The organism is Priestia sp. P5 (assembly GCF_029522155.1).
Lineage (GTDB): Bacteria > Bacillota > Bacilli > Bacillales > Bacillaceae_H > Priestia > Priestia megaterium_E.
This window is the reverse complement of the sequence record NZ_JAKWFJ010000001.1, coordinates 3,188,486-3,215,156: the sequence shown is the minus strand read 5'-3', so window position 1 is coordinate 3,215,156 and position 26,671 is coordinate 3,188,486. Positions and strand designations below refer to the sequence as shown.

Genomic DNA, 26,671 nt, shown 5'->3' with positions numbered 1-26,671 from the left:
TCCGCATTTCCTCATGCAACCGACATGCTCGTTACCAAGAATGCCGTTTCGGATGGAGATCATCTCTGCGTCTAGATGAGTAGCGTTAGCTACACTGTAAGAAAGCGACTTCTTGTCGCACCATAAGTTTGATTATAGGAACCATACAAAAATATGAGCTCTTGATATACAAGGGCTCTTTAACCTTCCATATTTTTCGTCACACAGTTATTTTTGTTATTGCGTCATCTTCCCAAGTAACATATATTTTAAATCTTTGTAAAACGCAATTTTATCACTTTCAATTGCTACTATATCTTTATTCACAAGTGAAGCCTCTTCTTACTGCTCAATGAAACCTGCCTTAAATCATATAATTAATTCTACAATAATTGGATTAATTTAATTAAAATAGAAAAAAAGATATTATTGGACATTAGGAGGTATTTATGTACAAATTTTTGATTTTTATTATAGTAGCGTTTTATATCGCTCATTATGTTGAAAAATACTTAAGAAAAAAGATGCACTTAGAAACCGATCCAGAGATTTACAGAAAAAAAGTAAACAGGTGGCACTCAAGAATAGAAGTTGTACTATACATAATATTTTTATTTTCCCTAAGCTATTATAATCAAGTCCCTATGTGGATTATTTTAGCTGCTTTTTGTATTGTTTATCAGGGATTTAATATATTTATGGAATGGAAATTTGCAAGAGAAACGAGGGAACACCTTTTAGCCGTTATTTTCTTCTTCTTTTATTTAGCTTCTATAGGAGTTGGCACTTTATTAAATGTATTTTAAATAGGAGTTGAATATTATTGCTAAAAACATTTTTATACCTCTTACTATTATTGTTAGTAGCATCTCTTATTACAAAGTATCTTGCTATAAAATTAAATGTTAAAGATGACCTCGACACTGAAAAAATTATGTGAACAAGTGGCATAAATGGGTAGAAAAAAGTTTTTATTATACTCTTTATTGCTTTTGAACAGGTTCCTATGTGGGTCATGTTAATTATTTTCTGTTTATGTTATTTAAGTTTCCGAATCTTTATGGAGTGGAGATATAACGGAGAAACGAGGGAATATTTACTGTCATTTAGTCTCCTGATATATTTTTTAATAGCAATTATTATTGGAGCAATATTGAATGTTTTCTAATGGTTTATTTATACATACACAAAGAGCTATGTACGTTATAAAAAGCATAGAAAATAAATACACTATAATACATAAAAGCAGGTGGAAATAATTTTTATACCTATATTAGTTTTACTAGTTGGTTTGTATCTATTAATCTCGGGAATTTTAATCATTGTAAAAGATAAAAACACAAAAGGAAAGACTAAAAAAACTTTAGTTTTTTTAGCAGTAGCATCCGATATAGTTACTGATCCAGTGTCGTCTTCTGGGTTCCGTATTATGCTTGGTGCTGTTCTTATAATAGGTGGATTAATTTTATTATAAGAAATACCTATTGGTATATAACTATGTTTCAAAAGGACTCATATCAATTAACCGGTATGAATCCTTTTTTATTACTAAAAACGTTCGTAAAAGTGCATGGATTCCAGAAGACGTTCATAATTGTTTTTATAACTTAAGCGAACGATAAAGATGATAGATTTCTCATGAAAAAGAAAAGTTCGTAAAGGTATACTTTTACGGACTTTTATTGGTTCTGTAAATAGAGGTAGGAAATGAATGATTTTTTTAAAAATAATAAGTTTTAAATAGATATTTTGAAGAGTAATATGAAAAAACCTGTATTTAAAAATACAGGTTTTTTGCTTCTTGCAAAGCATCTTTTATAATTTCAATGATAATCTGAGGTTGATCAACGTGAAGTAGATGTCCTGCATCTTTAACAATAATATGTTTACTCTTCGTTGATAAACGTGTTAAATCTCGTTGAAATAGATTCCATGCAGCAAAAGATTCCGTTGTGTGATAAGACTGTAGGCCAGCGCTCACAACCGTAAGAGGTACGTCTCCTAATGATTTAACTTTACCTATTTGTTCAAAGCTTTTTTCAATATCATTTATAGAGCCTTCGAGTGAAAACTGGTTAAAATAAATAGACCTCATTTCTTCAGTGAATAATGGCGGCATAATTTTGTTTTGATCTTCATGGCAGGAGTCTAAAAGAATAATTCCTGCTATTTCTTCAGGATACTTACTAGCATATAATCTTACGTTAGCTCCTCCAAGTGAATGACCAATAAGTAAGTATGGTGGTTTAATGTTGGCGTTTTGTAAGAGCATATGTAAATTTTCAATGGACTGCTTACTGTCTTTTGGTCTGTTATCCTGTTCACTTTCTCCTAAACCTGCTCTATCGTAGATAAAAAATTGTGCGAATTCTGAAATCCCCTCTTTTATTGGTCCCCAGTAACCAGAAGTACATCCATATCCAGATTCAAATACAATAGTTACGTTTTCATTTTGCTTTTCGAAGAATTCGTAATAAAGTTTAATACCATCAATATCTTGCATAGTTTTTGATTTACTAACTTCTTTCATGCAATAACCTCCAAATATATCCATACCATCTTTAAGTATAAGATAAATGAAAGAATAAGGGATACTTTTTATTTGAAAGTTCCTATAAGGAACATTAAGGTAACTTCAGATGTATATAAATGAAACATATGAAAATATATGGAACTTTTATACAAATGAATCGTATAAGCATATAGGAGGGGATTTGGATGTTTGGTTTATTTGGGAAAAAGAAAATTGTCATTGATTTTGAAGAGAGATACTACAACCTAACTGATTTAAAAAAAGCTGTCGTAAAACATTTTCAGAACAAAGGAACGACCTGTGAAGTTATCGATACTCATACCTTATTAGTTGATCATCAGAAATATACTCTATCTGAAAAGACGATAAGCATGGGTGGTGTTCCTTTACAACGAGTCATTTTAAAAGAAGCATAGATAGCTAGATGTTTCTACATAATGTATTTGTCATTAAATCTATTGGAGGTGTAAATCTTACTTAGGTAAGGTAACTAATTGGACATAATTAACTTGTTATTGGTAGCAGTATTAATTGGATTGACTGGCTTCTTTGTAGCCACAGAATTTGCGATTGTAAAAGTACGAAGCTCTAAGATTGATCAACTTGTAGCTGAAGGTAAAAAAGGTGCTGTCTCTGCTAAAAAGGTCATTACGCACTTAGACGAATATTTATCTGCTTGTCAACTAGGTATTACGGTAACAGCGATGGGATTAGGTGTGCTTGGTGAACCTACAGTAGAAAGGTTGCTAAGTCCTGTTTTTATGAGATTCGATTTAAATGAGTCCATTACGCACCTTTTATCATTTGGTATTGCCTTTATTGTGATGACCTATCTTCATGTTGTGGTAGGTGAATTAGCACCTAAGACATTTTCAATACAGAAAGCAGAAGCTGTCACATTGTTATTTTCAGCGCCCATCATCTGGTTTTATAAAATCATGTATCCGTTTATCTGGATTTTAAATGGTTCTGCACGAATACTGGTTGGAATGTTTGGGTTAAAACCTGCTTCAGAGCACGAATTGGCCCATTCAGAAGAGGAACTTCGTCTCCTGCTGGCTGAGAGTTATAAGAGTGGTGCTATTAATCAAAGTGAGCTAAAGTACGTAAGCAATATTTTCGAATTTGATGAACGTCTGGCCAAAGAAATCATGATTCCACGAACTGAGATGATAACAATCTCTGAACATGACACGATTGGTGCATTTTTAGAAATGGCTGCATTGGAGCAGTATACTCGTTACCCAGTAACAACTGACGGAGATAAAGATCTAATCGTAGGGATGGTAAATATAAAAGAAATCTTAAGCGATGTTGCATTTAATGACACATTACGGGACCAACTCATTAGCCATTACGTTAAACCAGTGATACAAGTCATTGAATCGAACCCTATTAATAAGCTATTGAGAAAAATGCAAAAGGAACGTATCCACATAGCAATCTTACTTGATGAATATGGAGGGACAGCTGGTTTAGTAACCGTTGAAGATATTTTAGAAGAAATCGTAGGAGAAATCCATGACGAATTTGATTCTGATGAAGTACTCGATAGCCAAAAAATTGATGAACGTCACTATATTTTTAATGGAAAAGTATTAGTAAGAGACGTAAACACACTAATGGAAACGAACATTGAAACTGATGAGGTCGATACGATAGGTGGATGGATCTTATCTCAGAAAATAGACGTTAAGTTAAATGAAGTCCTTGTGTATAATGATTTTGAATTTACTGTAAGAGAACTTGATGGGCGAAATATCCGAACCATCGAGGTAATAAATAAACAGCATTCTTTGAGCTTAGCTAAATAAGAAATAAAAAGACCTTTATAATGCATAAGGGTCTCTTTATTTCTAATAACATGTCTTATGTTAACTACAAAAGTATACCTTTACGGACTGTCTGTTTTTAAATAAAGCAGGTTTAATATTTAAGGCACATACTGGATATGGAGAAGCTTATTAAAGTAAAAGGAGATTGGTTTACATGTTTAGTAAGAAAAGAACCCATCAAATATTAATAGCTATTGTTGGAATTTCATTCGTCATCTATAACTACACATTAAAAGCTAGTGTAAGTAAAGCGACAGACTCTTATATTATTCTCCCTATTAGCATTACATTACTTTTGTTGTTTGCCTTTATATACATTAAATTAGATAAAAAAAATGAATAAACACTTTACTTTTTTATGCATTCTCAGAGTATTTATCTTCACCATAAACCTTATGAAATCAAGAATGCATAAAAAGCTGCATAATAAAGAAACGTTACCCTCATGGAAACCCCTCTACGCTAAGGAGTTTCTTTTCCCATGTGTACCGGAAAGAGTGTTTATGTAAACTAGATTTGCATATCGTATACACAATAAATCTTCAAATAAATTTGAATAATATGTAAAAATTTACTTTGCTGTGATAAAATGAGTATTAATCATATCGACAGGAGGCAATCCAATGTAGAAATTCCTTACTCTTATATATTCATAAACAAAATAAATAAGATGTGAGGGATATCTATGTCAAAATTTAATAACGAAATGTCTTTTCGTTTTCTTTGGATTGGACAAATGTTAGCTAACTTAGGTGATGTTTTATATACCGTTAGCTTAACAACTATGGTCTATAAAGTTACTAAATCAGTGACTTTTATGTCTTTTGTTCCGTTTGTTATTACGATAACAGCTCTTATTAGTGGGATTGTAGCACCGATTATTATTGATAAATATAAACTAAAATCTATATTGTTTTACTCCCAGTTTGGTAAGACAATATTTCTATTGTTTTTGTGCATTTTAGCTTTTCATATTAAAACCGAATTTCTTTGGCTACTTTATTTACTTATTGCATTTATTTCTTTTCTAGATGGATGGGCTTCACCTGCCCGCAATGCATTAGTTCCTAGTTTAGTTAAAGAAGAAAAGCTTATAAAGGCTAATAGCTTTCTGGCAATATCTGACCAAGTAACACAATTAATTGCTTGGCCAATAGGTAGTCTACTTTTGGTTTTATTGGGAGGATCAACAATCCTTTTGTTTACATTTACGCTTTTTGTTATTTCTTCAATACTGATGTTTTTAATTGCTGATCAAACGATAAGTAAAAGTCGAGAAAAGACGTCAAAACTGATAGCTATCAAAGAAGGTTGGCAAGTTATCTGGAACTCTAAACAATTAAGAACAATTAGTTTGATGAACGTAATAGAAACGCTTGCTAATGGTGTTTGGATTGCAGCTATTTTATTTATATATGTTGAGCAAGCTCTTCAGAAAACAGAGGTTTGGTGGGGATTTATTAATGCAGCCTTCTTTGGAGGAATGTTTATAGGTGGTCTGTTAGTCTATCGATATTCCACAGCTCTAGAAAGAAAGCTAGGTCAAACGATTATGTGGTCTTCTTTCTGTTTAACTACGTTAACGTTTTTGTTTGGAATAACATCTCTTCCATTGGTTGCCTTAGGTATATCTTTATTATACGGTTTACCCCAAATGGCACGTGATGTGGCAGAAGTAACGATTATTCAAAAGAACGCTAGACAAGAATTGCTCGCAAAAGTCTATTCTGCAAGAGGAACATTAATCTACGCGGCCTTTGGTACTTCATCCCTTTTATTAGGCTTTATAACTGAACATTATGGAGTACGGATAACTTTCTTACTAGCAACAATACTTTTCCTTATTTCGTTTCTTATTGCACTTGTTAACAGAACGGAACTTTTCCAATCTGAAATACCAAAGAATATAAAAGAAGGTACAGCAGACTAAAATTAGTCTTGCTGTACCTTTTGAATTTTACGTTCCTAGAATATGGATTATGGTGACTAAATAAGGCCTGATTTTATTGTAGATGCCTCATGTATTTTTAAGATCTGAAGCCTTTAAAAGAAGTAGTACACTAAATAATACAATCACGATACCAGCACATAAGAGAATAAATTTAATATCGACATTAATGCTAAGAAGAGTGGAAACTAATCCATAAGAAACTGGAATAAGTCCCATGGAAACCATTGTATTTACACTCATAACTCGACCTACTATGGTTGAGGGTGTTTTCTCCTGTATTAAACTAACTATGGGAATATTAATACTTGATACACAACATCCAATAGCTAACAAAATAGCAGCAGCAAGCCAGAGATTAATTTCTTGGCTAAATATCATAAGTAATAACCCTTCCAAGAATATGAAATAAATTGCAAGTTTTCCTCTATTCCTTTTTATGTTCAACCAGCCCATGACTATAGCTCCTAACAACATGCCACTAGCAAACGAACTTTGTAAAACACTTAAGTAAAAAGCATTTCCTTTAAAACGATCCTCTGCAAGGATAGGGATGCTTAACATGAGAGGTCCAATAAAGAATAAGTTGACAATAATAAATGTCACCATGACTGTCAGAAGAAACGAGGAATCTTTAACATAATTAATTCCTTCAGCTAAATCCCTTAAGATAGATGTTTTCTTGGGCCTTAATGTCTTCTTTTCTTTGATGAATTGTAATAAGATTATGCTTATCAAAAGTGTAAAGGCAATTATCAGAAAGATGGTTGAATATGAGAAAAGTGAAAGGAGAGTAGCACCTAAGACAGGGCCAAACATGACAGAAAGCTGATTCGTTGTTTGTATTACTGAATTCGCTCTGACTAGTTGCTCTTTATGAACAACCCCTGGAACAATTGAATCTCTAGCTGACCAAAAAAAGGCATCAGATGCCCCAAATAATAAAGCAAATATAAATAAAACGGAAAGAGATAATAAATTATTTGTATAGAATAAAGCCATCAGAAGTAGCATAAAACACCTAGTTAGTAATGAAAAGAATATAACTTTAGATCGTCTGTATTTATCTGATATAACGCCTCCTATAACCATTAATAATACTCTAGGAATCGTAGTCGCCATTAAAATAATTCCTAAAGAGCTCTTCAAGTTTAGGTAATTGACTACATACCACTGCTCAATAGTTAAATACATTGAAATAGAAAGGCTTGAAAATATACTTGCTACCCATAGATAAATAAACTTTCCTTTCCAAATACCTGTCTGTACTTTAGCCTCTTTAGTTATTGGAATCACATTTACACCTCATTCTTATTAAAAATAACAGTAATCTAATTAGATAGATATCGAATTAGTTGGATTGAAAAATGAACGAAGAAACGTTCATTTTAAAAGGTAACAGGCCACATCTCTTTTGGATTTAATTCATATTCTCCATTTTGCCTATACATGAAGTGTTGCATAATTAATTCTCTACGAATAGTCGCATAATCTTCATGATAGTTTTTTATATATTCATTAAGATCCCTTTCTTTATACGTTTTTCCTTGATGTAAATCACGTATTAAATACGCTAATATAACGTTCTTTTTCTTTCTTTGACTCGGAATTTGTTTCAATGTCCCGTCGCTATTTATAAAATTTTTAACAATAGATAACTTATCTTGATTATTGATTTTACTATCTTGGTTCTCCATAGACTCCTCCCTAATATCTAAGATAGCTTTTGAATTATATTCTAGCCTTTCACTATCGAGGTAAAAATAAATAATGTTCCCTTGTCTTCTTTGATAAACTAACCCTACATCTCTCAATTTTGAAATATGGTGAGTAATGGTTGGCGGTTGTAACCCAAGTTTATAAGCGATTGCTTGCCCATGAAGAGGGCCTTTTTTTAATAAGGAAATAATTCTAATTCTTGTGGGGTCTCCAACTGCCTTATGGTAATTGACTAATTTATCTAATTGCATAATTTAATACCTTCCTCCTCCAATTCGATTATTATCTAATTAGATAATAATCGAATTGGAGGTCTGTGTCAAAAAGTACCAGATTGATAATTTCCTATAATATGGATTATGTTAAGTAGTTCAGTGATTTAATAAAAAACTGCTGTGTATCCTAAAAGAGCTAAAAATAGTACAGAAGCTTGAATGCATAACCCTACTGCACTAAGAATTCCTCCAGTCACAGCAATACCTTTACCTTGTTCTCTAGTCTTTTTCACTTCTCTGATACTTTTGGTGCAAAAAACAATCCCTACTATACCAAAGATTAAACCTATATAAGGAACGATCATTGATAAAACCCCAAAGATAATTGAAATAAGTGATTTACTATTGTTTTGTGTCATTTTCTATCTCCAATAAGTTTATTTTCTTTTTATAACATAAATAGAGATTCTTGGATACATTTTTCGTTTCCTATAAGCTACATTATGGTAACTAAGGTTATATATACATTTAACGAAAATTGGGTTCAAAACCTAGGTACATACTGAGCATATCTGATACATTTAAGGTTGTTGTAAATAATAATATCTATGTTATTACAGTAATACTAAGATAGGGGATTTTAAACAGGAATGAAGTACGATGAATACGAACTGCTTGAGTTATTTGAAGATGAACCTGTAGTAATGGTCGATGAACAGACTGGTATGTTTATGTATAGCAAAGATGACGATCATGGCTTTCATTTGTTATTGGTGATGTCGGTACATGAAAGTCAATGTAGCGTAAGCTTAGGTTATAAACATTTTAAGGGATTAATCTTTGATTTTGAATTAGAAGATATTAGAGAAATTAAAGGTGAGAATAATCGCTTAACCATTCTGGGGAATGACGGTAACAGAGAAGTAAAAATTAGTTTCAAGCCGCACTTTTCGTTAAAAACTGTAAAATTGTAGTTTTAACTAAACCTTTGCTAGCTAGAATTGGTTTTATGTTAACTAAGGGTGTATATACACATTAATTATATCGTTTAAAGAGATTTATTTATTAAAAACCATTTTTGTATATAATTGGATGGAAGGAGGTTTTTTATGACTTATAATAAGAATAACTTAAAGCTAGTAGGGGCTACTTTATTTGGAGCTGGAATTGGAGCCATCTTAGGAATACTAGCTTATACTCACAATTGGCTAGGATAAATACATTAAAGAAAAATTAGCAGCAAGGGGTGTAAATGTTAACTTGAAAGCAAAGAAAACTGGACCCTCTCACAATATATCTAATTTTTTTGCTAAATCATTTACTGTTATTCTTATAACTTTAATTGTGATTATTGCTATTTCATTAATGCTAGGAGCATTTGTGTTTGGATTTATTGGTTTATTTAAAATATTCGGGGTACAATACGACTCATTTCTAACTCTATTAATATTCCTCTTACTGTTTTTTATTATTGGATTTATAGTTGATTTACTATCCATATTTCTTATTAATACATTTTCTCAACAAATTGGAAATTCTAAAAGAAAATTCCTCGTGAGAATGGTCATTGATTGTAGCTTTGCTTGGTTTGCTATACATACTGCTGATGAATTAATTAGAAGCATTACTATTCCCTCTATAACTGAGCTTATAGCTGTGTTTCTTCTCTTTTTGTTAGAAGTGGTAATGGATATGAATAGCAAAGGAGAAAATAATAAGAGCTCACTGGTACCTTGAAGTCTTTGGGATTCTGGTGCAAAGATTACTTCAACCTAAAAGAACACCTTTCATAAATATAGCTGTAAGAAAAAAAGGTAATGTATATTATGTTTTATATTTCATAACACTGGCTCCAATTGTTTGTTCAATATTCAAGGGAGGGATGTTAATGAAAAATATATCGAAACATCATGATCTCCAACGAAAATACAGAGAAACGCTACAAAACAAACAAGAATTAAACACATATGTGAGAGGTTGGTTCTTGTTTGTTTTATTTGCTGTACTTCTCGTAGTATGGAGTTATTTTTTTGGCGGAACGTTTATGCCTTACCGAACAATGTAGGAAAATGAACGTTAATATTTTTATAGTATTATAAATTAATGTCATAAAAAGCAGAACACCACATTTGATGTTCTGCTTTTTATATTAATACCATCTATATTATATTAGGAAAAATATTTAGTTAATAGTTTTCTTTTGTTACATTGAAAAAAATAAAAATTAGTGTAAAATTACACTAATAGGATAAAATATATCTTATTTAGAGTTTGTTTTGGAGGTGTAATATATGGTGAAAGCTAATGTATTTATATGTACTTTTCTATTTTCAGCTACCGTATTAGCAATATTTGGTCAAGATATTTCTTATTTTATGGATAAGAACATAATAAAGTTAAATCCAATCTACTACCTGACTGTTATAACAGGTATAAGCATTTTTTTATATCTAATTACAATTGTATTGACTTACATATTCAATAAAAAAAATAAACTTAAAAAGAGTACCCTGGATGTTTATTGGCTTGTTGTTTTAGGACTTAGTTTGTTTGTTTCCCTATGGTCATTATTTGTTTTAGTTATGTGGTGGGGATAATTTTATTGATACCGATAACTTCCATTATGTTGACTAAAGATGTAAGGGGTATAGTGATTAAAATTTATGTTATTGATAAAATGGTAAAAAAGGTAAATTTAGTTAGGTGGTTAGTATGTTCTTTAATATGTATCGAGTTATACATCTTTTAATAACAGGCATTATTATTATCCCATTCGCTTGGTTCCTTGCTGAAGGAGGAATAGGCGAAAACTTTTCTGGAAACAGATTTACCGAGCCTCAAATGTTACTAGTAATTCCTGTATGGATTTTAGGATCAGTCCTGTTATTTATCAAAAAAACTGTAAAATGGGGTCTCCTTATTACTCTCTTACCCATAATTTCAGCTGTATTATGGGTTTCAATTTCTATTTTGAGAACGCTGTTTTTCTCTTTATAGGTTAAGATTTCTAAGGTCGTTTATTTTGTGAAGGTTTTTTATTTATGACTGATAATCTTTTTACATTAACTAGAAAAAAACAAGAGAAGTAAGCATACCATGCTTGCTTCTCTTAATTTTAATTCAAACTCGTCGCAATTAATAGCATACCTAGCATGAGAAGGACTAGAATTAGAACAAATGAGCTCATCATTAGTCCTTTCTCGTGTTTTTCAAAAGCTATTACTCTACATGAAAAGCAAACCGGGTAAAGTGTGCCTCCTAAATGTAATCCTCATAAAATTCATCATGTTTGCTAGGGATAAGACCTTGTCTTCCTGTAAGATAATAAATTAAATAGCCTAGAATATTAAAGAATACAAATATAAAAACCCATCCAATTCGTAACCTTTTTTGATGATAAGCATTGATAATTGCCCAGATAGTAAACAGAGTCCAGTAAATAGTCATTCCCACAAATAGGACAACGGCTTCTAATCGACTAAAGCTTCTATTGTCTATTGAAATGAACCATTGGTCATCCCCATTTCCAAATGTGTCAAAGTCTGCTCCTAACCATTTTGGAGCCCAAAGGGTTCTTTGATATTGAAAATCTGGCTGCACTCCCTTCCAGTGATAGTCAATATAATTTTCGCCAGAACGGCTGATTATATTTTTTGATTTATAAATAGTAACCCCGGAAACATAGTTTGTATCTTCTACTAACGCTTCTATTTTTCTTTTTATGTCTCTGGTTATCACACCTTTATCTTTCAATTCATAGGATATTAATGAACCTGTGTCGGATATTCCTTGAGCCGTTGATTCTTCCACTTTCCATAGAAAATAAAAGCTGGACATTGTGACGATTAAGCATACTACTGCTACGTATAGGATGCGCTTTGCAAATATCTTCTGTATTTCAAACAATTGTCCAATCACATTTCGTATTTCTTTTTCTTCACCAAACCGTTTAATAGCTATTGCAATGGCCTGTTGTTCTGTTTTGCCTTCTGCTTTTAATTCATGGACTGCTTCCAACAGATGATTGGTCATTTCTGCTTTCAGCTCATTAATTTCTTGTTGATCTCCTTCTACATTCAGGTACATAGAATCCACAAATTTTTCTATTCTCTTCACTTAGTGCCTCCCCATAAAAAAGAATCCATCATTTTCTTTACAAATTGCCATTCTAAACGCTTGGCTTCAAAGTTTTGCGTACCTAATGATGTGACTTTATAATATTTTCTTCTTCCACCAGGGCCTTGTTCATCTCCCCAGTACGAAGAAATCCAATTGTTTTTTTCCAATCTCTTTAAAGACAAATAAAGAGTACCTTCCTTTAATTCAAATTGTTCTTCACTCTTCTCACGAACAATCTTAGCTAATTCATAGCCATACATATCCCGTTGATGGAGTAGCGATAAGATTAGCGTATCAATATGCCCTTTCAAAATTTCTCTACTAATTTCCAATTTATCCACCTCTTATGAAATTATAAAAAAGAATACCTTTTAATACAAGGTATTCTCAAAAATATGTCGCGTGAAATATAGAATTAAATCATTCTTTCTTCGAATATGTAATAAGAGATTAATTGTTTTCCTTTTTTGTAGAAAAATGTGAAATGATTGTATACTTTTTCACTGCTCATACGTTATAAGACAAGAAGGAGGAAAAACACTTGAAAAATCGGTTATCAAACGATCAGCTAAAAATTGTCATGAATCAACTTTATTTGTACTTAATCAAACAAGGTGCAAACCAAGAAACAGCTAAAGATATTGTTCAAGAAGCAGTTTGTAAGTTACTTATTCATCTTGATTCGATTGATACCGGTAAATATAAATCGTGGCTTTTCAAAGTAGCGATAAACTTATATTACGATTATTGTCGAAAAAACAAAAAATCTCATTACGCAATAGTAGAGGAGTACCTTATTACCAATGAGCAATTAATTGAGGAAATAATGATTGCAAAAGAAAATCAGCTTCTAGTAAGAAGCATCCTTCAAAAAGTGTCTCCCACCTTTAAGCAGCTACTTCTTTTAAAGTACGAGTTGGGCTGGTCTTATAAACAAATTGCGGAATATGTGGATATGAAACCTGAAGCTGTTAAAACGTATTTAGCTCGTGCTAGGAAGACGTTTAAAGAAATGTATAGGAGAGAATGTCATGAAAAAAACGAATGATGAGTTAGACTCCATTTTTGATGAAAAGTCTTTGCATAGAACACTAAAAAAAGCAAAATACATAGCATTTTTACGAACAGTTTTTATCTCAGCACTCGTAGTCTGTTTTGTTATTACTGTATTAATAAAAGGAAACGATTATTTTATAAATACACAAGGAAATAAACTAACTGAACGGTTCATTAAAGAAAATCATGTAAGGATGTCTCCGAACACATTTACTAACACCGATACCATCTCAACAGGAATTTTAAAGGGAACGATTAAGAGTGAAGTATTTAAAGTGATTGAAGATAAAGTTATACCTTGGGGTACAGAAGAAGTAACGTACGATTTAAATGGAAACTTTAATGCATCCTTCTCAACGCACAGTACGATTGTTAATGACACTACAATGTATCATATTCCTAATGGACAACGTGAGATGCTATTCTACGTACCTAAGTATAAGTATAAGGTGTATGCTAATGACTTTGACGTGATTAAAGATTATCCAAATGATAAATATATGGAGATGGCCATATCTTTTGATAAAAATTACACACTGAAAGAAGTACAAAAGATGCTGCCTACATCTGCTCACCAAACATGGTATTGGGTAGATAACTATAACTATAAATATGCAAAGTCTACTGGGTACAGAGGTGAGCCAGAAAGTGGACGATGGTTATTAGGTATTCCTAAACCATCACCACAACTAGGAGTAAAACTAACGAGTAATAAAGTCAAAACAGAAGCAGACTTTTTAAATGAGCTCCAAAAAACAGATCCAGGGGAAGTCAAAAGTCTAAAAGACAGACAAGAAAATGGATTAATTATAGGCGTAGTAGTTACAGGAACAAAAGAAGAACTCCTTTCCTTGCAAAATAAGCCCTATGTTAAAGCAGCTAGTTTAGGAGCAGTGGTTGATAAGTACTGATTTTTAGGATGTTGTGGTATGGGAAGTAGGAATATAAACGTCGGTTTATTAAGCTTGCTATTTGCTACCTGCAGAATCAATCATGCTAATTAAGATTCTATCTCTTCTACCTCAAAACCGGTATATACACATATAAACTGATATGGTAAAATTACTCATATTTTGTTGTTAGAAACTTAGATTATGTTGGAGGTTTCAAATGAGTTACAGTGTTCCAGTGTTTCTTATAGTAGTACTTATGTGTATTGTTGCAAGTCAGTCTTATTTACCAAAATGGTTAAAGTGGTTGGTTGGTGTCTATTATTCGTTAGGAATATTACTTTTTAGTTATCTTCAAACTCGTTTAGCCGATAAATGGTATGTGCATACTCCTGTTCCGGACGAATATTGGGATGCAAACTCAAAGTTAACAGATATATTTTCTGCTGTGTTCTTTATACCTGTCTGCATTCTTTTTTTAATACTATATTATAACTGGTTCAAAAAACTAAAAAAGCCTCTACATCGTGTATATTTAGGAATAAGTGTGGTTCCTCTATTGCTTATAGGTTTTATATGTTTCTTTATGTTTGATTTCTTGTACGGGTATAGACCTTAAAACCTTATCGTATTAAACAAACTAGTCTAATAGAATTTGCTTATTCTTTTACCGACGATACTTGTCATCGTAACTAAAGTTAAATAGTTCTATTACGATAAATACACTCTCTAGAAGGCATTTATCCTTACGTTTCATTAAAGTTAATCAATAAAAATTTATAGCATATTGAATCAAAAACTCTCTTATTTGAGAGTTTTTTTATTTTTTGTATAAAAAACACAACTTTTTTTGAAAAACTCTCGTCTAAGTAAAGAATATTGGATAAAAGGATGGTCAGGATATTGGAAAAGACAAAAAAAGAAGAAATTGAGCGTTGGTATGACGCCCATAGCGACGCCATATTAAAATTTATTTTAATGCTGGTGAAAGATTATCAGCAAGCTGAAGATTTAACGCATGAAACATTTGTAAAAGCTTACCTTTCTTATGATTCCTTTCAGAAAAACTCTAGCGAAAAGACGTGGCTGTTCCGTATTGCACATAATGTTACCATGGATTATTTTAGGAAACAAAAACCCTTAAGTCTTTTGAAAGATTTTGTTCTTTCTAAAACAGACAATAATCCTCTACCTCAAGAGATGATTGAGTTGAAAGAAACCTCTCTAGAACTGTATCAAGCGTTAAAAAAGCTTAAAGAAGCTCACAGAAAGGTCATTGTACTACGAAAAGTGCAGGGGTTTTCTGTTAAAGATACAGCTACTATCCTAGGATGGTCTGAAAGCAAAGTAAAATCTACACAGTTCAGAGCAATTCCTGCTTTGAGAAAGCAGTTAGTAAAGGACGGATATATATATGAAGAAACGATTTAATTCTTTTACGGATGATAGTTCACTAGAAAAACTGAATGAGGATTTGGTCTGGAAATCAAAACAAAAACAGAAGCAGCGACTTTTAGAAGCCATTGACCAATTAGAACGATCAGAATCAGTAAAGCCTGGAAACGATATATTACCTATGAAAAAAAATCGCCTTCTAAGAAATGTTGTCTACTGTGGTATTGCACTTGTTATTTTGAGTGGTGCATTCGTTAGCTCAGCATTTGTTTCTCCTGCAATGGCTCAAGTAGTTTCTAAAATCCCTTACTTGGGTCAGATTTTCAAGAAAGAGTCTGTAGGCACTGAAATTATTAATACACTAAGGAAAAAAGGTTATAAAATTGATTCTCTAGGTCAGACTTATTATGGAGGAAAGAAGCAAATTGAGATAAGTGTGGATGGTTCAGAGAAGTATTTTAAGCGCGTTAAAGACGATATAAATAAAATTACAAAAGGTATTTTAGAGGCACGTAACTATGATAGTTATAAAGTCAAAATTACATGGTATGATCCTGTTCAATATGAGTATAAACCTGATCCTCGTCAAGAAAAATACGACAAAATAAATCAAGAGATTGATGCTGAATTAAAAAAACGTAATTATCATGTGTTAGATGCTAGCATAGCAGGATTTGACTCGGACGCCAGAGTAGTTCTAGAAGTACTTGATACTGAGAAGCATATTGAAGATATTAAACAAGTGATTAGCGATGTTCTTGTTAACAATAACGAAGGAAAAACACCTATAAAGGTATATAAAATTAACTTAAAAAAGCAAGAACAAGAAGGTAGATGGGGAAATATCCTTGATGATGTTGGTGAAGATTTATTAGGAAAAGAGGAATATCATGTGAAGATGGTCGGCTACTCTGTTCACCCTGAACCACAGGTGTTTATTTATACATCATTAAGTTATTCTGAAGAGAATAAAGAGTTTGCAAACGAACTCGAAGGAATTATTGATGAATTCCTTCAAACAGATGACATGAAGGCTAAAATAAAAGGTGATCCTTATAAAATCATTATTTACGCTAAAGGAAAGAAAAAACTAAATTAAATAGACGCGTTCCTCCCCTGAGGATTAGGCTCACTATTTCTCAGGGTACTTCTTTTTTAGTTTATATCAAATGGAATACGGGCTATAACCTTACTGTGTATGAGTAATTTTTTCTCAGAAATAGAAAACTATTTTGTTTTTGAAGCGTCTAATTAACGATGTCAACAAATCTATATAGAAATGGTGTTTTACAAATGGAACGTAAGAAATCAGAAAGCTTTAATTATGGGCTTGCTTTCACCCTTTTGTTATTTTTTATCATTAGTTGTGTTGCTATTTTTAATGCCCAGCAAACAGGCCAGTACACAACAAACTTCGTCGTTAAACAAGTGGAATGGTACATTGTAGGCGGAGTCATTATCTTCATGATGATGAGGCCAGATGAAGACCAACTGAATCGGATCACCTGGTTTTTCTACGGTTTTACTATTTTTATTCTTATTTTGCTAATTATTTCGCCCACAAGTATTGCTCCTCTCAAAAATAATGCGAAAAGTTGGTTTGTACTCCCCGGAATTGGTTCTATTCAGCCATCCGAGTTCATGAAAATCTCCTTAATATTAGCGTTTAGTAAAGTAATTCAACAGCACAATGAAAAATTTAGAGTTAGAGATGTCAGAAGTGATTTGCTGCTGATTGGAAAACTAGGTGCGACACTTTTTGCACCTATTCTTTTAATTATGCAACAACCCGATTTAGGAACAGCATTGGTTATGATTTTCTTATTTTTTATGATGGTATTTGTGTCAGGTGTCGCATGGAAATTGATTCTACCTATCTTTGCTTCTATGGGAGTAGTCGCTTCTGTCATTTTATATATGGTCCTAAATCATGCAGCCATCCTAGAAAAATATCTTCATGTTCATTCCTACCAGTTTGATCGTATCTATGCATGGTTTGATCCAGAATCTTACGCAGGGAATCTTTCTTATAACTATATGCAAGTTGTAAAGGCAATTGGTTCGGGTTCTATATCAGGGCGAGATACCTCCCATTATGCTGTATATGTTCCGGAAAAGCATTCAGATTTCATTTTTAGTGCAATTGGAGAGAACTATGGGTTCGTGGGAACAAGTTTGGTTCTTCTTTTGTTTATGGTATTAATTTATCAAATTATAACGGTGGCCTTTCATACAAAAGATAAATATTCTACGTACATTTGTACAGGAATTATATCTGTTATTTTCTTCCATGTTCTTGAGAATGTAGGAATGTGTATAGGTCTTCTTCCTATTACAGGCATCCCTTTACCTTTTATAAGCTATGGGGGCAGTTCCCTTATGAGTAGTATGTGTTTAATAGGGCTCGTTTTAAATATTAGTTTTAGATCAAATGCGTATATTTTCGACCAAAGCGAGAGGTAACTAAAAATGAATCAAGAAGTGAAAAGTAATGAACCAAATATGACGGCTCAAACACGTCTACATATATTAAAATATATTTTATTTGTCTCTTTTGGACTCTTGTACATTGGCTTTGTTATGTGGTGTTTGTAGCCTATTAGCCTAATTGAACTATTTTAAGGAAAATAAATTAAAAAAGAAAGTTCGATTTATAATTTCATAATTAAGTTAACAAAAAGAAACCTTTTCCTATACAGGCAAAGGTTTTTCAAGTTTATTAGAATAGGGGGAATACGTTATTAGTTTGGCCATATTTATAGATTAATATACATGGTGATTTATAATTTCAGTATTTAATAAAGTCTAAATATAGGGAAGGTGACAAGATGGATAAATTTAAAGATTTGCTATCTTACGGCATTTTAATGAAGCCTACTTCTTATTCTAAGTTAAGATTAGCTATTGAAGAGTTAACAACGGAGGAGTGGTTTAAAGAGTTGTATAAGGTTCCGTCTTATAACACTATAATTTGGAAGGACAAACAAATAAAAAGGATCCTTTTAGATCCTCAAAAAATAAAGATGATAAAACAAGATCAATCTCATGCAATGGAATTTATTGATCTTATCAAAGAATCAGCCGAATAAAACAAAGGCTTTGCTGATAAGCAGGGGCTTTGTTTTATAATTAAAATTTCCGATAAGGTACATTATGGTAACTAGAGATTTATATCACACAAAAAGAATTCACTAAAAAAATGTTAAAATAAAATCAAAAACCACGGAGAAAAATATATGAACCATGATATTCTACATTCGTTTTTAGAAAAGCATTTTGAAAGACTAATTTTGAGCCCTTCCTTATTTTATTCTTGGAAGAAAAGCATTCGATTTGAAATATCAAATCCTTTAATACCTTATTACAAAAAGGAATATTTAGAGCAAGCATTTTATCGTTCAAACAGATTGTTTGAAGCAGTATTTGGAGAAGAAGATGAAATTTTTCTTGTTACAGATGTACACACCATAAAAAAAGATATCTACCTCCAAAAAAGGCCTTTAAACGTATATTTAAAGTACATAAAAGATAAAGAAAAGCTATACCAATTAGGTCATTATCTTTTACCCAGTGTATTTGATGAGGAAAATGATCAATCTGTTACTCATCGATTTGCACTTTCTTGTAAGAGGTCAGAACTAAAGTATGTACAACTCTTAAAAGCTATTTGTTATGAAGACTTTGCTCATCCATCTAGCATACTTAAAAGTAATCCACAAAGTGGTTATAATATTTATTTTATCAATCTTTCTAAAGAAATAATTTTTCATTTGTATGATGATCGAGGTTGTGATGTATTAGCCTCTAATAAAGAATCTATAGAGTTTCTTTATGAAGAATATAATCATTGGATTTTAGATTATGATCGAGAAGAAATTGACCTTTTATTTAAATAAAAACATTATCAATACGCTAACGATTGCACTCTTTGGACTACCGATAAGGGGTTTTATGGTAACTAAAGTATGTATTAGTTATGTTTGCTTCTTAATTATCTACTCTTTTTCCTTTTCCATAATAAGTTTGTGATAAATGCACTCAAAAATCCTATAAACATTAAACAAAAGATAATTTGATATAAGATAAAATTCCAACTATCTTCAGAAGAAAAAAGCGAAATTTTCCCTGAATCCATAATGTCGATAACAATAAATAACATGAGTGTAATAAGATATATTAAAGAAAATTTCTTGTAAAAGTAATTTTTATAATTAGTGCTCATTTTAATCACCTCAATATAATTGTACGTTAAGCTTATTTCAATGTTTATTGTATCTTTGAAAAAAGTGTTTAAAGAAAAGGGATTATTAAATTAAATAACAGCATTCTCCTTCCATTTAGGCGAGTGCTGTTATTTTCTTAAGGTTCTTATAAGTGCAATTACATTAACTAGATGTTATATTCTCAGTTAAAGGAACACGGAAGAGACCAAATACTTAGTCTCTTCTTAATTATTTTTCTGTCTTGATATAAGGAACCCTTTGTGCTGTTGCCCCTACAGAAGCGCCACGAATAAAATCTCTATTTTCTAACGCTTTAAAATTTTGGGTTTGGCCTGTCACCATCACTCCTAAAATTTTGACTTTATCAAATGATTTATCTTTATTCGATGCTAAAAACTTCTCAATTGCCTCATCTTCAGCATCTGCATTGTACTTTTTAAGGTTTGTGGTAAATTCATTATAAGCATCTTTTGGCGAATCAGATGGATCAAACCCATAAACAGGCATGCCAGCAGGTCCTTTACTTTCGTTTACAATAGGCGATGCCATATACAACCATACAATGTTTAAATTATTGGGAATTTGTTTTTGTATTTCCTTCAATGTATAAGGACGATTAAAAGAGATAGCTACTTCCGCAACATAATTTTTCATTTGTGAGACTGCATTTAAGTCATTTTTTACGCCTCCATAGTAATTCTTAATAGATGGATGATAAAAAATCCCAACCTTCTGTTTAGTTTGTTTATCATAGTGATAGAGCTCTTTACCATACCTATAGAATCCTGGCACTAATTCATTTGTGTCAATATTAGACCTAAACCAATCATAAGAGCTTGTTAGTGTACTCCATTGGACTACATAACCATCAATATTCTTGGAACGATTTGTTACAATGTTACCTTCAAACATCGAGCGACTACTTATTGCTTGGGAGTCAATTTGAATATTAGGCCCTGAAATTTCATTATTTAAAAAAAGTGCGTCATGAAGTCTTGCAGTACTTTTGGCTGCAAAATAGCTTCCAGCTCTATAAAGGGTTGCTAATGCCACAATTACAACAACAATTGATATGATGACAATTTTAAAAGCTTGTTTTCGTTTGGCTTTTTGTAAAGCTTTTTGTAGTGAACTCTCCATTAATGTTTTCCTCCTGCTTTTGAGTGAATCAAATTACGTGCACGATATAACTTCTGCTTTACACTGTTTATTTTAACGTCCAACATGACCGCAATTTCTTCATAAGAAAAATCATAGTAATACTTTAAAAAGAACACTTCTTTGTACTCTTTTTTGATGTCCTTTAACAGATAGAAAATTTCATTTTTATTTAAAATGGCATCAAGTTCACAGTCTGTATATTGCAATTTAGAATAAATTTTTTCTGTTAAATAGATATTCTGCTGCTCCTTTTTTCTTTTGAAGTCTATGTATTCATTAAGTGCGACTCTAAAAAACCATGGACGTATTGTGTTCTCTCTTAGATCACCTAATAGTGTATATACCTTATAAAATGTATTCTGAATAATGTCCTCCGCATCTTCTTTCGTCGCACCCTTCGTTATTAACAGTTTGAGTACTTCCTCTCCTAAATCGATAAGATAGGAGGCGAGTATGTCTTCTTTTTTCATCATTTATCCTCCCTATACTTATACAACGAATAAGTAACAATGAATGTATACACTTAAAGGAAAAAATAGAAATTTTTTATTATAAATAAAAGAAGCACTGGCTCTATAACCAATGCTCCTTCTATTTACTACTTATAACTGTGATTATGGTAACTAACAATTTAACAATTAATTAGGTCTCTTTATGTTAAAATGTCCATAGAAACATGTATAAGTTTGGAGGCAAGGCCATGAAACTTGCAATAGGTGTATTTCTTATTGCTCAAGCTTTATTAACGTACTTAACTATTAATACAATTTATACTCCTAGTGCGTCTACCATAGTGGATAGAAACACGGGAGTTACGACAGTTTTACATACTTATCCTTGGGTGTATTGGTTAAGTTTTATCGGTTTGGGTATTGTGCTTATTTTGGGAATATATTTAGTTTTCGCTAAGGTAAAGAAGCAGATCTTTAATTAAAGGTCTGCTTCTTTTATCTACAGATAAATGGCTTTATGTTAACTAAAATCGTATGTAATGTAGAGATTAACAGCTATTTAGTACTCATTTGTATATAAAACTTGACTATCTTTTTTGACTGAGACCTGGACAGATTCTCTGGGTGCTTCAGGAGTGGTTTTTTCTGAAAGAATATATCCTTTTTGATCTAAAGATATGTTCTTTCTTACTTTTGTTCCATCTTCAAATTCCATTTCTATATATTTTCCTTCTTGAATTAATTTATTATTTGTAATGTATATGCCGAGATATGGAACCCCTGATAAGGCTCCTGTAACCTGTATTGGCAAGGTTTTATCTATTGGTACTTCTATTCCCTTGTGCTCTTCAATTCCTTGCCTGCTTTTTGTAAGGATGTAAGTGCCCAATTTAGTATTATCTTTATATAAAATAAGAGCATGAGGATCTGGCTTAGATGTAATATTCTCCTCTTTAAGAATAGATAAGTTAGATTTTCTTTTATCTTCTATAAAATCATTAATTTCTCTTTTAGATAGCATCTTATGATGGTTACTGCTATATAAAAAATAACTACTAAAACCTATTATGATTAATAAACTCAGTAAAACTAATGTGAGATTACGGGATAAAGCCATATTTGTTTTCCCCTTTACTATGTCGTTAGAATTTAACCACATTTTAAGATTAGAAGAACAAAAAATTTATTTAATGCATTTTATGTAGCTTATATAGTTTAGGTTTGTACTTTAATAGTACGGATATTCTTTCTTATTCATGATAATGGAATCCCAAAACCAGTATATGATGGCTGCACCGAGTGCAAATACAAACATTTTACGAAAATCCCCTATCGGATTAGACCAATTTCCTTGAAGCTTATAAGAGATATAAAGGAATAGGATTGCTACGACAGAATAGGTACATAAGTAGAGAATACTAAACTTCTTAGGCCATTTATTTAGAAATAGCTGCAATGGTACGGCTGCAACAGAATAAGGAATGATTGTAATAAGTGAGATCATAAAAAATGCAATAACAGCTCTATAACTAGGCTCAATGATGATAAGGAATATGGAATAAGAGACGCTAGAGCTAATAACTGTTAACGCATGATATGGCAAAATCTCTTTAAATGTCACTGAATGAACACACCCTTCTTGTCTAGTCTACGGGTGTATATTATATAAAGATTAAAGCTAGTTAACTTTAGTTTTTATATTTAGCTTTTTTGATAAATAAAAACAAACTAGTCCAGCGCCTATAACCTAAAAAAAAGGAATAAATGCATAGGAAGGTGCGATTAAAACACTAACAAACAAATAGGCACTTATAGCAAATATAAACCAACTTGTTATAAGTAAAAAACTTGATAAAAACTCCTTCATAGACTTCATCCTTTAGAGAAGATTATATTTTTATCATAACAGATATTTTTTCTGATAAGGATATTTTTTCCTGTAATTAGTTTTATATTAACTGACAGGTGAATAAATGGTATTATTAACCATATATTTAGTTCTTGGAGGGTCAACTTGAAAAAACGTTTTAGTCAATACTCATTGTGGTTATCGTTGCTTGGAATTGTTATTGGGGTAGGACAATATTTCACACCAATATATAGCTCAAATATTCTTTGTATAGGGATCGTCATTTACCTTGTGGGCTTTTTATGTGGAGTAATAGCTTTTGGAAAACATGAAAAAGGGCTGATGAAATATTTTAGTTTGACCTCTTTTGTTGTAATTCCACTGCTTATCATGTTAGGTATGCTATTTTTCGCAATGAATTTTAGTGAAAGTTAAAAGGTAATTATCCCCTCTTATATTTATATTATGGTGAATGTGCAGTGCTCAAATAGGAGGAATTTAGATGAAGAAATTCTTAAAAGATTCTTTAAAGGTATCAATAGCCTCTTTAGTTACTTCAATAATCTTGTATGTAGTTATAATTGGGTTCTTTCTTTTATCAGTTTTTACAGCAAACGCTTTTGGTACTGTGATTAAGATTATTGTGCCTATTTTAACTTTAGTTACAATACTCGGGTTTATTTATTCTTTCTTTATCAAAGGTAAACAGAAAATCCCTTTTTTAACATTACATTTTGTTTCCTTATGTGCTCTTTCGTTTAGTATCTATCTTGCTGTCAGTTTTCAAGGGTTTGCGCCTTGATAAATATTTACATAAAAAAAGAACCCTTTGCTCATATAGGCAAAGGGTTTTCAAATTTATCGGAATAGGGGGAATACGTTAGTAGTCTGGCCAGATTTGTAGATTCATATATATATACCTTTAAAAACAAATGTTGTCATTCACTATATTTATGGAAAATAACCATGTCTACGTTTTATTATCCGTTAAGTAAATATTAAATTACTGCATTTATTATTAAGGTTTTACTATTTACACTTAATGACGACAAATACGCAGTTTTTCTACAAAGTGTGTAATAGATAAAACAATTTTTAATAAAATACGGTGACTATTACTTTTATTAATAACATTAATTTGATTCTATACAGGAAGTGTTGTGCTTATAAGAAATATAAAAACGACCAATACGATTATTGGTCGTTTTTTATTTTTCATTCTCAACATCATAACATTTTTGTTATATGCATTATAAAAAATACGCATTTTATTTATAAAAAAACCTAATGTACCATAGAAGAGAATTAAGTTTCAAGAAATTAACCGGAGGTAATTAGTATGGTCAATCGTAATAAATTGTTTCTATTTGCACTTATACTAGCTGCATTTAACCTTAGGCCAGGTCTAACTTCAGTTAGCCCGGTCTTGCATGGAATAACGAAGGATCTAGGTATGAGTTCTACTTTAGCTAGTTTGCTCACTTCCATTCCTTTGTTATGTTTTGGTTTTTGTTCGTTATTTGCTGGTCGTTTAGCAAATCGCTATCAACCAGAAAAGATCATTACTTTCGCTATAACTTGCATAGGTATTGCAACGTTTCTAAGGGCCTTTACAAATTCCTCAACTTACCTGTTAATAACAGCTTTATTAATTGGTGCAGGAATTGGTGTTGTAAGCCCCTTGCTTTCTGGTTTCATTAAAAGTCATTTTCCAGACAAGGCAGCATCGATGATAGGCATATACTCTACTTCAATGGTAGTGGGCGCATCTATTTCTATTGGGCTAACGACACCACTTCAACACTGGTTCAATAATTCATGGAAAAATGGATTAGCATTTTGGAGTATTCTTGCTCTACTCGCTATTCCACTTTGGCTTATGGTAATAAAACAATCCCGTATTCCTGTAAGTAATTTTTCAAAAAAGACGAAGGCTTCTTTACCATTAAAAAACAAAAAAGCCTGGCTATTAACTTCTTTTGTAGGGATTGTAACTCTTCTATTTTATTGTTTTGCAGCATGGCTACCAGCCATTGTAGAGGAAAAAGGGTGGACACCAGCATTTGGTGGTCTTGTAGGTACAATTGCTATGATTTCACAGCTACCAGCTACTCTTTTATTACCTAGTCTTTTAAAAGTGCTACCGAGCAGAAGGTTTTGGATTACAACCTTTACCTTAAGTATAATAATTGGTTTATCCCTTTTATGTTTTACAAACGTAACACCTATTGTTTCAAGTATATGTTTAGGAGTTGGTGCCGGTGGTCTTGTGTCGCTAACTTTGTTGTTACCATTAGATATGGCATCTTCCCCTCTAGAAGCAAGTACTTGGTCAGCAATGACTCAAGCAATTGGATATATGATTGGTGCAGTCGGCCCATTTATAATTGGATTTCTGCATGATTATCTAGGAAGTTTCGTTCCGACATTATATCTTCTTATAATTATAGGATTCATTGCCATCTTATTAGGGTGGAAAATCACCAAACCAGCTAAAGGTAAAGCAGAGGGCTTACCTGTGAAATAAAAACCACGAAGTAAATCGTGGTTTTTATTTTAGCTTTTAAAAAAGCTAAACAACTTTCAAAGTATAGAATGATATTACTGTGTGCAGGAGAAGGTTTAGCCACATGAATACATTTGGTCAGATAAATAGTAGCGATTATATAGAATCACACATGGGTACCGCCTACTAATAAAGACTTATATTACTCGATTATTAGCTTAAAACATATTTTTCACATTTCTGAGGTGACGTTATGGATTTACATGATTTAACAGGACATCTTATTCATCGAACAGATGTAAGAGCAATGAATTATTTCAAGAAAAAGCTCAAACCTTATGGCATGACTCCAGTACGATGGAGCATCATTAGTGTTCTAGATTCTCAAAAAGGGATCACCCAAACAGAACTAGCAGAAGCAATTGATAAGAAACAAACAACTATTGTAGAAATGATTTATGCGATGGAGGAAAAAGGACTCTTAAAAAGAATATACAGTAAACGAGATCGTCGCTTACACTATCTATTTCTTACAGAAAAGGGGGAAGAGTTAAAGAAAATTCTTTTACCTTTAGTTGAAGACGCTCACCTCTTCATCACGCGTCAATTAAGTAATGAAGAAAATACTCAACTAAAGACATTGTTAAACAAGGTATATAACGGTATACAATAAGCCGTGTTACTGAATATTCCTTATAAAGAGAAACCTTTTTTATAAGCATTCAATAAATACTCTTCCTAGCCACTACCATTCATAAATAGTAGAAATAAAAAAGACGGCCACTTTTTGA

At 31.9% G+C, this 26,671-nt stretch carries 31 protein-coding genes; 21 read left to right on the top strand and 10 right to left on the bottom strand.

The annotated features are described in order from the left end of the window. The first annotated feature begins 428 nt into the window (after positions 1–428). Together MMB69_RS16955 and MMB69_RS27320 are read left to right on the top strand one after the other, a co-directional pair. On the top strand, positions 429–785 hold the full coding sequence (locus MMB69_RS16955) for a DUF4181 domain-containing protein (protein ID WP_060746757.1): 357 nt from the start codon (positions 429–431) through the stop codon (positions 783–785). A gap of 167 nt (positions 786–952) precedes the next feature. Next, positions 953–1,147 (top strand): DUF4181 domain-containing protein, encoded by a 195-nt coding sequence (locus MMB69_RS27320; protein ID WP_368484028.1) that lies wholly within the window; start codon positions 953–955, stop codon positions 1,145–1,147. 609 nt (positions 1,148–1,756) lie between these two features. Here MMB69_RS27320 and MMB69_RS16950 read toward each other — a convergent pair. Next, a complete protein-coding gene (locus MMB69_RS16950; protein WP_140451913.1) occupies positions 1,757–2,509 on the bottom strand; it encodes an alpha/beta fold hydrolase in 753 nt (250 codons plus the stop codon). A gap of 188 nt (positions 2,510–2,697) precedes the next feature. Between MMB69_RS16950 and MMB69_RS16945 the strand changes: the two genes are divergently transcribed. The 3 genes from MMB69_RS16945 to MMB69_RS16935 all read left to right on the top strand — a co-directional run bounded on the left by MMB69_RS16945 (position 2,698) and on the right by MMB69_RS16935 (position 6,277). After that, positions 2,698–2,928 (top strand): hypothetical protein, encoded by a 231-nt coding sequence (locus MMB69_RS16945; RefSeq protein WP_074895535.1) that lies wholly within the window; start codon positions 2,698–2,700, stop codon positions 2,926–2,928. A gap of 78 nt (positions 2,929–3,006) precedes the next feature. Beyond that, entirely contained in the window at positions 3,007–4,326 is a 1,320-nt protein-coding gene (locus tag MMB69_RS16940) for a hemolysin family protein (RefSeq protein WP_226701742.1), read from the top strand. Between the two features lie 706 nt (positions 4,327–5,032). Further along, the gene (locus MMB69_RS16935; RefSeq protein WP_277448035.1) at positions 5,033–6,277 is read left to right on the top strand and encodes an MFS transporter; all 1,245 of its coding nucleotides are present in this window, start codon (positions 5,033–5,035) and stop codon (positions 6,275–6,277) included. Between the two features lie 87 nt (positions 6,278–6,364). Here the strand turns inward: MMB69_RS16935 and MMB69_RS16930 are convergent, their stop codons facing one another. The 3 genes from MMB69_RS16930 to MMB69_RS16920 all read right to left on the bottom strand — a co-directional run bounded on the left by MMB69_RS16930 (position 6,365) and on the right by MMB69_RS16920 (position 8,648). Next, positions 6,365–7,591, bottom strand: coding sequence for an MFS transporter (locus MMB69_RS16930; RefSeq protein WP_272767835.1), 1,227 nt, complete (start codon positions 7,589–7,591; stop codon positions 6,365–6,367). A 92-nt stretch (positions 7,592–7,683) separates the two neighbouring features. Then, positions 7,684–8,265 (bottom strand): DUF2087 domain-containing protein, encoded by a 582-nt coding sequence (locus tag MMB69_RS16925; protein ID WP_277448034.1) that lies wholly within the window; start codon positions 8,263–8,265, stop codon positions 7,684–7,686. A gap of 128 nt (positions 8,266–8,393) precedes the next feature. Further along, positions 8,394–8,648, bottom strand: coding sequence for a DUF4190 domain-containing protein (locus MMB69_RS16920; RefSeq protein WP_277448033.1), 255 nt, complete (start codon positions 8,646–8,648; stop codon positions 8,394–8,396). Between the two features lie 231 nt (positions 8,649–8,879). Between MMB69_RS16920 and MMB69_RS16915 the strand changes: the two genes are divergently transcribed. The 4 genes from MMB69_RS16915 (at position 8,880) to MMB69_RS16900 (ending at position 10,826) form a co-directional block, all read left to right on the top strand. Then, a complete protein-coding gene (locus MMB69_RS16915) occupies positions 8,880–9,203 on the top strand; it encodes a hypothetical protein (protein WP_155010238.1) in 324 nt (107 codons plus the stop codon). A gap of 286 nt (positions 9,204–9,489) precedes the next feature. Continuing rightward, the gene (locus MMB69_RS16910) at positions 9,490–9,966 is read left to right on the top strand and encodes a YrvL family regulatory protein (RefSeq protein WP_140450903.1); all 477 of its coding nucleotides are present in this window, start codon (positions 9,490–9,492) and stop codon (positions 9,964–9,966) included. A 151-nt stretch (positions 9,967–10,117) separates the two neighbouring features. After that, positions 10,118–10,294 (top strand): hypothetical protein, encoded by a 177-nt coding sequence (locus MMB69_RS16905; protein WP_181170473.1) that lies wholly within the window; start codon positions 10,118–10,120, stop codon positions 10,292–10,294. Between the two features lie 226 nt (positions 10,295–10,520). Then, complete coding sequence (locus MMB69_RS16900) at positions 10,521–10,826, top strand: hypothetical protein (RefSeq protein ID WP_140450902.1); 306 nt, start codon at positions 10,521–10,523, stop codon at positions 10,824–10,826. Between the two features lie 661 nt (positions 10,827–11,487). On the opposite strand, the gene MMB69_RS16895 is transcribed toward MMB69_RS16900, so the two are convergent. Next, positions 11,488–12,345, bottom strand: a complete 858-nt coding sequence (locus tag MMB69_RS16895; protein ID WP_277448032.1) for a permease prefix domain 1-containing protein — start codon at positions 12,343–12,345, stop codon at positions 11,488–11,490. Further along, positions 12,342–12,680: a PadR family transcriptional regulator gene (locus tag MMB69_RS16890; protein ID WP_153253235.1), complete on the bottom strand. Its 339-nt coding sequence runs from the start codon at positions 12,678–12,680 to the stop codon at positions 12,342–12,344. Before MMB69_RS16890 ends, MMB69_RS16895 begins: the two co-directional genes overlap by 4 nt. 209 nt (positions 12,681–12,889) lie before the next feature. On the opposite strand from MMB69_RS16890, the gene MMB69_RS16885 reads away from it, so the two are divergent. The 7 genes from MMB69_RS16885 to MMB69_RS16855 all read left to right on the top strand — a co-directional run bounded on the left by MMB69_RS16885 (position 12,890) and on the right by MMB69_RS16855 (position 19,585). After that, positions 12,890–13,396, top strand: coding sequence for an RNA polymerase sigma factor (locus tag MMB69_RS16885; RefSeq protein WP_277448031.1), 507 nt, complete (start codon positions 12,890–12,892; stop codon positions 13,394–13,396). After that, positions 13,380–14,315, top strand: coding sequence for an anti sigma factor C-terminal domain-containing protein (locus MMB69_RS16880; RefSeq protein WP_277448030.1), 936 nt, complete (start codon positions 13,380–13,382; stop codon positions 14,313–14,315). Before MMB69_RS16885 ends, MMB69_RS16880 begins: the two co-directional genes overlap by 17 nt. Before the next feature lie 882 nt (positions 14,316–15,197). After that, positions 15,198–15,725 (top strand): RNA polymerase sigma factor, encoded by a 528-nt coding sequence (locus MMB69_RS16875; RefSeq protein WP_277448029.1) that lies wholly within the window; start codon positions 15,198–15,200, stop codon positions 15,723–15,725. Further along, positions 15,709–16,788 (top strand): DUF4179 domain-containing protein, encoded by a 1,080-nt coding sequence (locus MMB69_RS16870; protein ID WP_277448028.1) that lies wholly within the window; start codon positions 15,709–15,711, stop codon positions 16,786–16,788. Before MMB69_RS16875 ends, MMB69_RS16870 begins: the two co-directional genes overlap by 17 nt. A 194-nt stretch (positions 16,789–16,982) precedes the next feature. Continuing rightward, a complete protein-coding gene (locus MMB69_RS16865) occupies positions 16,983–18,152 on the top strand; it encodes an FtsW/RodA/SpoVE family cell cycle protein (RefSeq protein ID WP_277448027.1) in 1,170 nt (389 codons plus the stop codon). Positions 18,153–18,517: 365 nt separating this feature from the next. Continuing rightward, positions 18,518–18,778 (top strand): hypothetical protein, encoded by a 261-nt coding sequence (locus MMB69_RS16860; protein WP_277448026.1) that lies wholly within the window; start codon positions 18,518–18,520, stop codon positions 18,776–18,778. 147 nt (positions 18,779–18,925) lie between these two features. After that, entirely contained in the window at positions 18,926–19,585 is a 660-nt protein-coding gene (locus MMB69_RS16855) for a DUF3885 domain-containing protein (protein WP_277448025.1), read from the top strand. A gap of 555 nt (positions 19,586–20,140) precedes the next feature. On the opposite strand, the gene MMB69_RS16850 is transcribed toward MMB69_RS16855, so the two are convergent. After that, complete coding sequence (locus MMB69_RS16850; RefSeq protein ID WP_277448024.1) at positions 20,141–21,052, bottom strand: sigma factor regulator N-terminal domain-containing protein; 912 nt, start codon at positions 21,050–21,052, stop codon at positions 20,141–20,143. Then, positions 21,052–21,543 (bottom strand): RNA polymerase sigma factor, encoded by a 492-nt coding sequence (locus tag MMB69_RS16845; protein WP_277448023.1) that lies wholly within the window; start codon positions 21,541–21,543, stop codon positions 21,052–21,054. The genes MMB69_RS16850 and MMB69_RS16845 overlap by 1 nt, the downstream gene beginning before the upstream one ends. Before the next feature lie 230 nt (positions 21,544–21,773). Between MMB69_RS16845 and MMB69_RS16840 the strand changes: the two genes are divergently transcribed. Next, a complete protein-coding gene (locus MMB69_RS16840; RefSeq protein WP_277448022.1) occupies positions 21,774–22,007 on the top strand; it encodes a hypothetical protein in 234 nt (77 codons plus the stop codon). 77 nt (positions 22,008–22,084) lie between these two features. On the opposite strand, the gene MMB69_RS16835 is transcribed toward MMB69_RS16840, so the two are convergent. Further along, positions 22,085–22,642 carry a hypothetical protein gene (locus MMB69_RS16835; RefSeq protein ID WP_277448021.1) on the bottom strand — a complete coding sequence of 186 codons (558 nt, stop codon included), beginning with the start codon at positions 22,640–22,642 and terminating at the stop codon, positions 22,085–22,087. 111 nt (positions 22,643–22,753) lie between these two features. Then, positions 22,754–23,146 carry a UPF0715 family protein gene (locus MMB69_RS16830; RefSeq protein WP_277448020.1) on the bottom strand — a complete coding sequence of 131 codons (393 nt, stop codon included), beginning with the start codon at positions 23,144–23,146 and terminating at the stop codon, positions 22,754–22,756. A gap of 393 nt (positions 23,147–23,539) precedes the next feature. Between MMB69_RS16830 and MMB69_RS16825 the strand changes: the two genes are divergently transcribed. From MMB69_RS16825 to MMB69_RS16810, 4 genes are all read left to right on the top strand, one after another. Beyond that, complete coding sequence (locus MMB69_RS16825) at positions 23,540–23,809, top strand: hypothetical protein (RefSeq protein ID WP_277448019.1); 270 nt, start codon at positions 23,540–23,542, stop codon at positions 23,807–23,809. A gap of 67 nt (positions 23,810–23,876) precedes the next feature. Next, positions 23,877–24,176, top strand: coding sequence for a hypothetical protein (locus tag MMB69_RS16820; protein ID WP_277448018.1), 300 nt, complete (start codon positions 23,877–23,879; stop codon positions 24,174–24,176). 537 nt (positions 24,177–24,713) lie between these two features. After that, the gene (locus MMB69_RS16815; protein WP_277448017.1) at positions 24,714–25,901 is read left to right on the top strand and encodes an MFS transporter; all 1,188 of its coding nucleotides are present in this window, start codon (positions 24,714–24,716) and stop codon (positions 25,899–25,901) included. 232 nt (positions 25,902–26,133) lie between these two features. Beyond that, positions 26,134–26,553 carry a MarR family winged helix-turn-helix transcriptional regulator gene (locus MMB69_RS16810; protein ID WP_277448016.1) on the top strand — a complete coding sequence of 140 codons (420 nt, stop codon included), beginning with the start codon at positions 26,134–26,136 and terminating at the stop codon, positions 26,551–26,553. Positions 26,554–26,671: the final 118 nt, after the last annotated feature.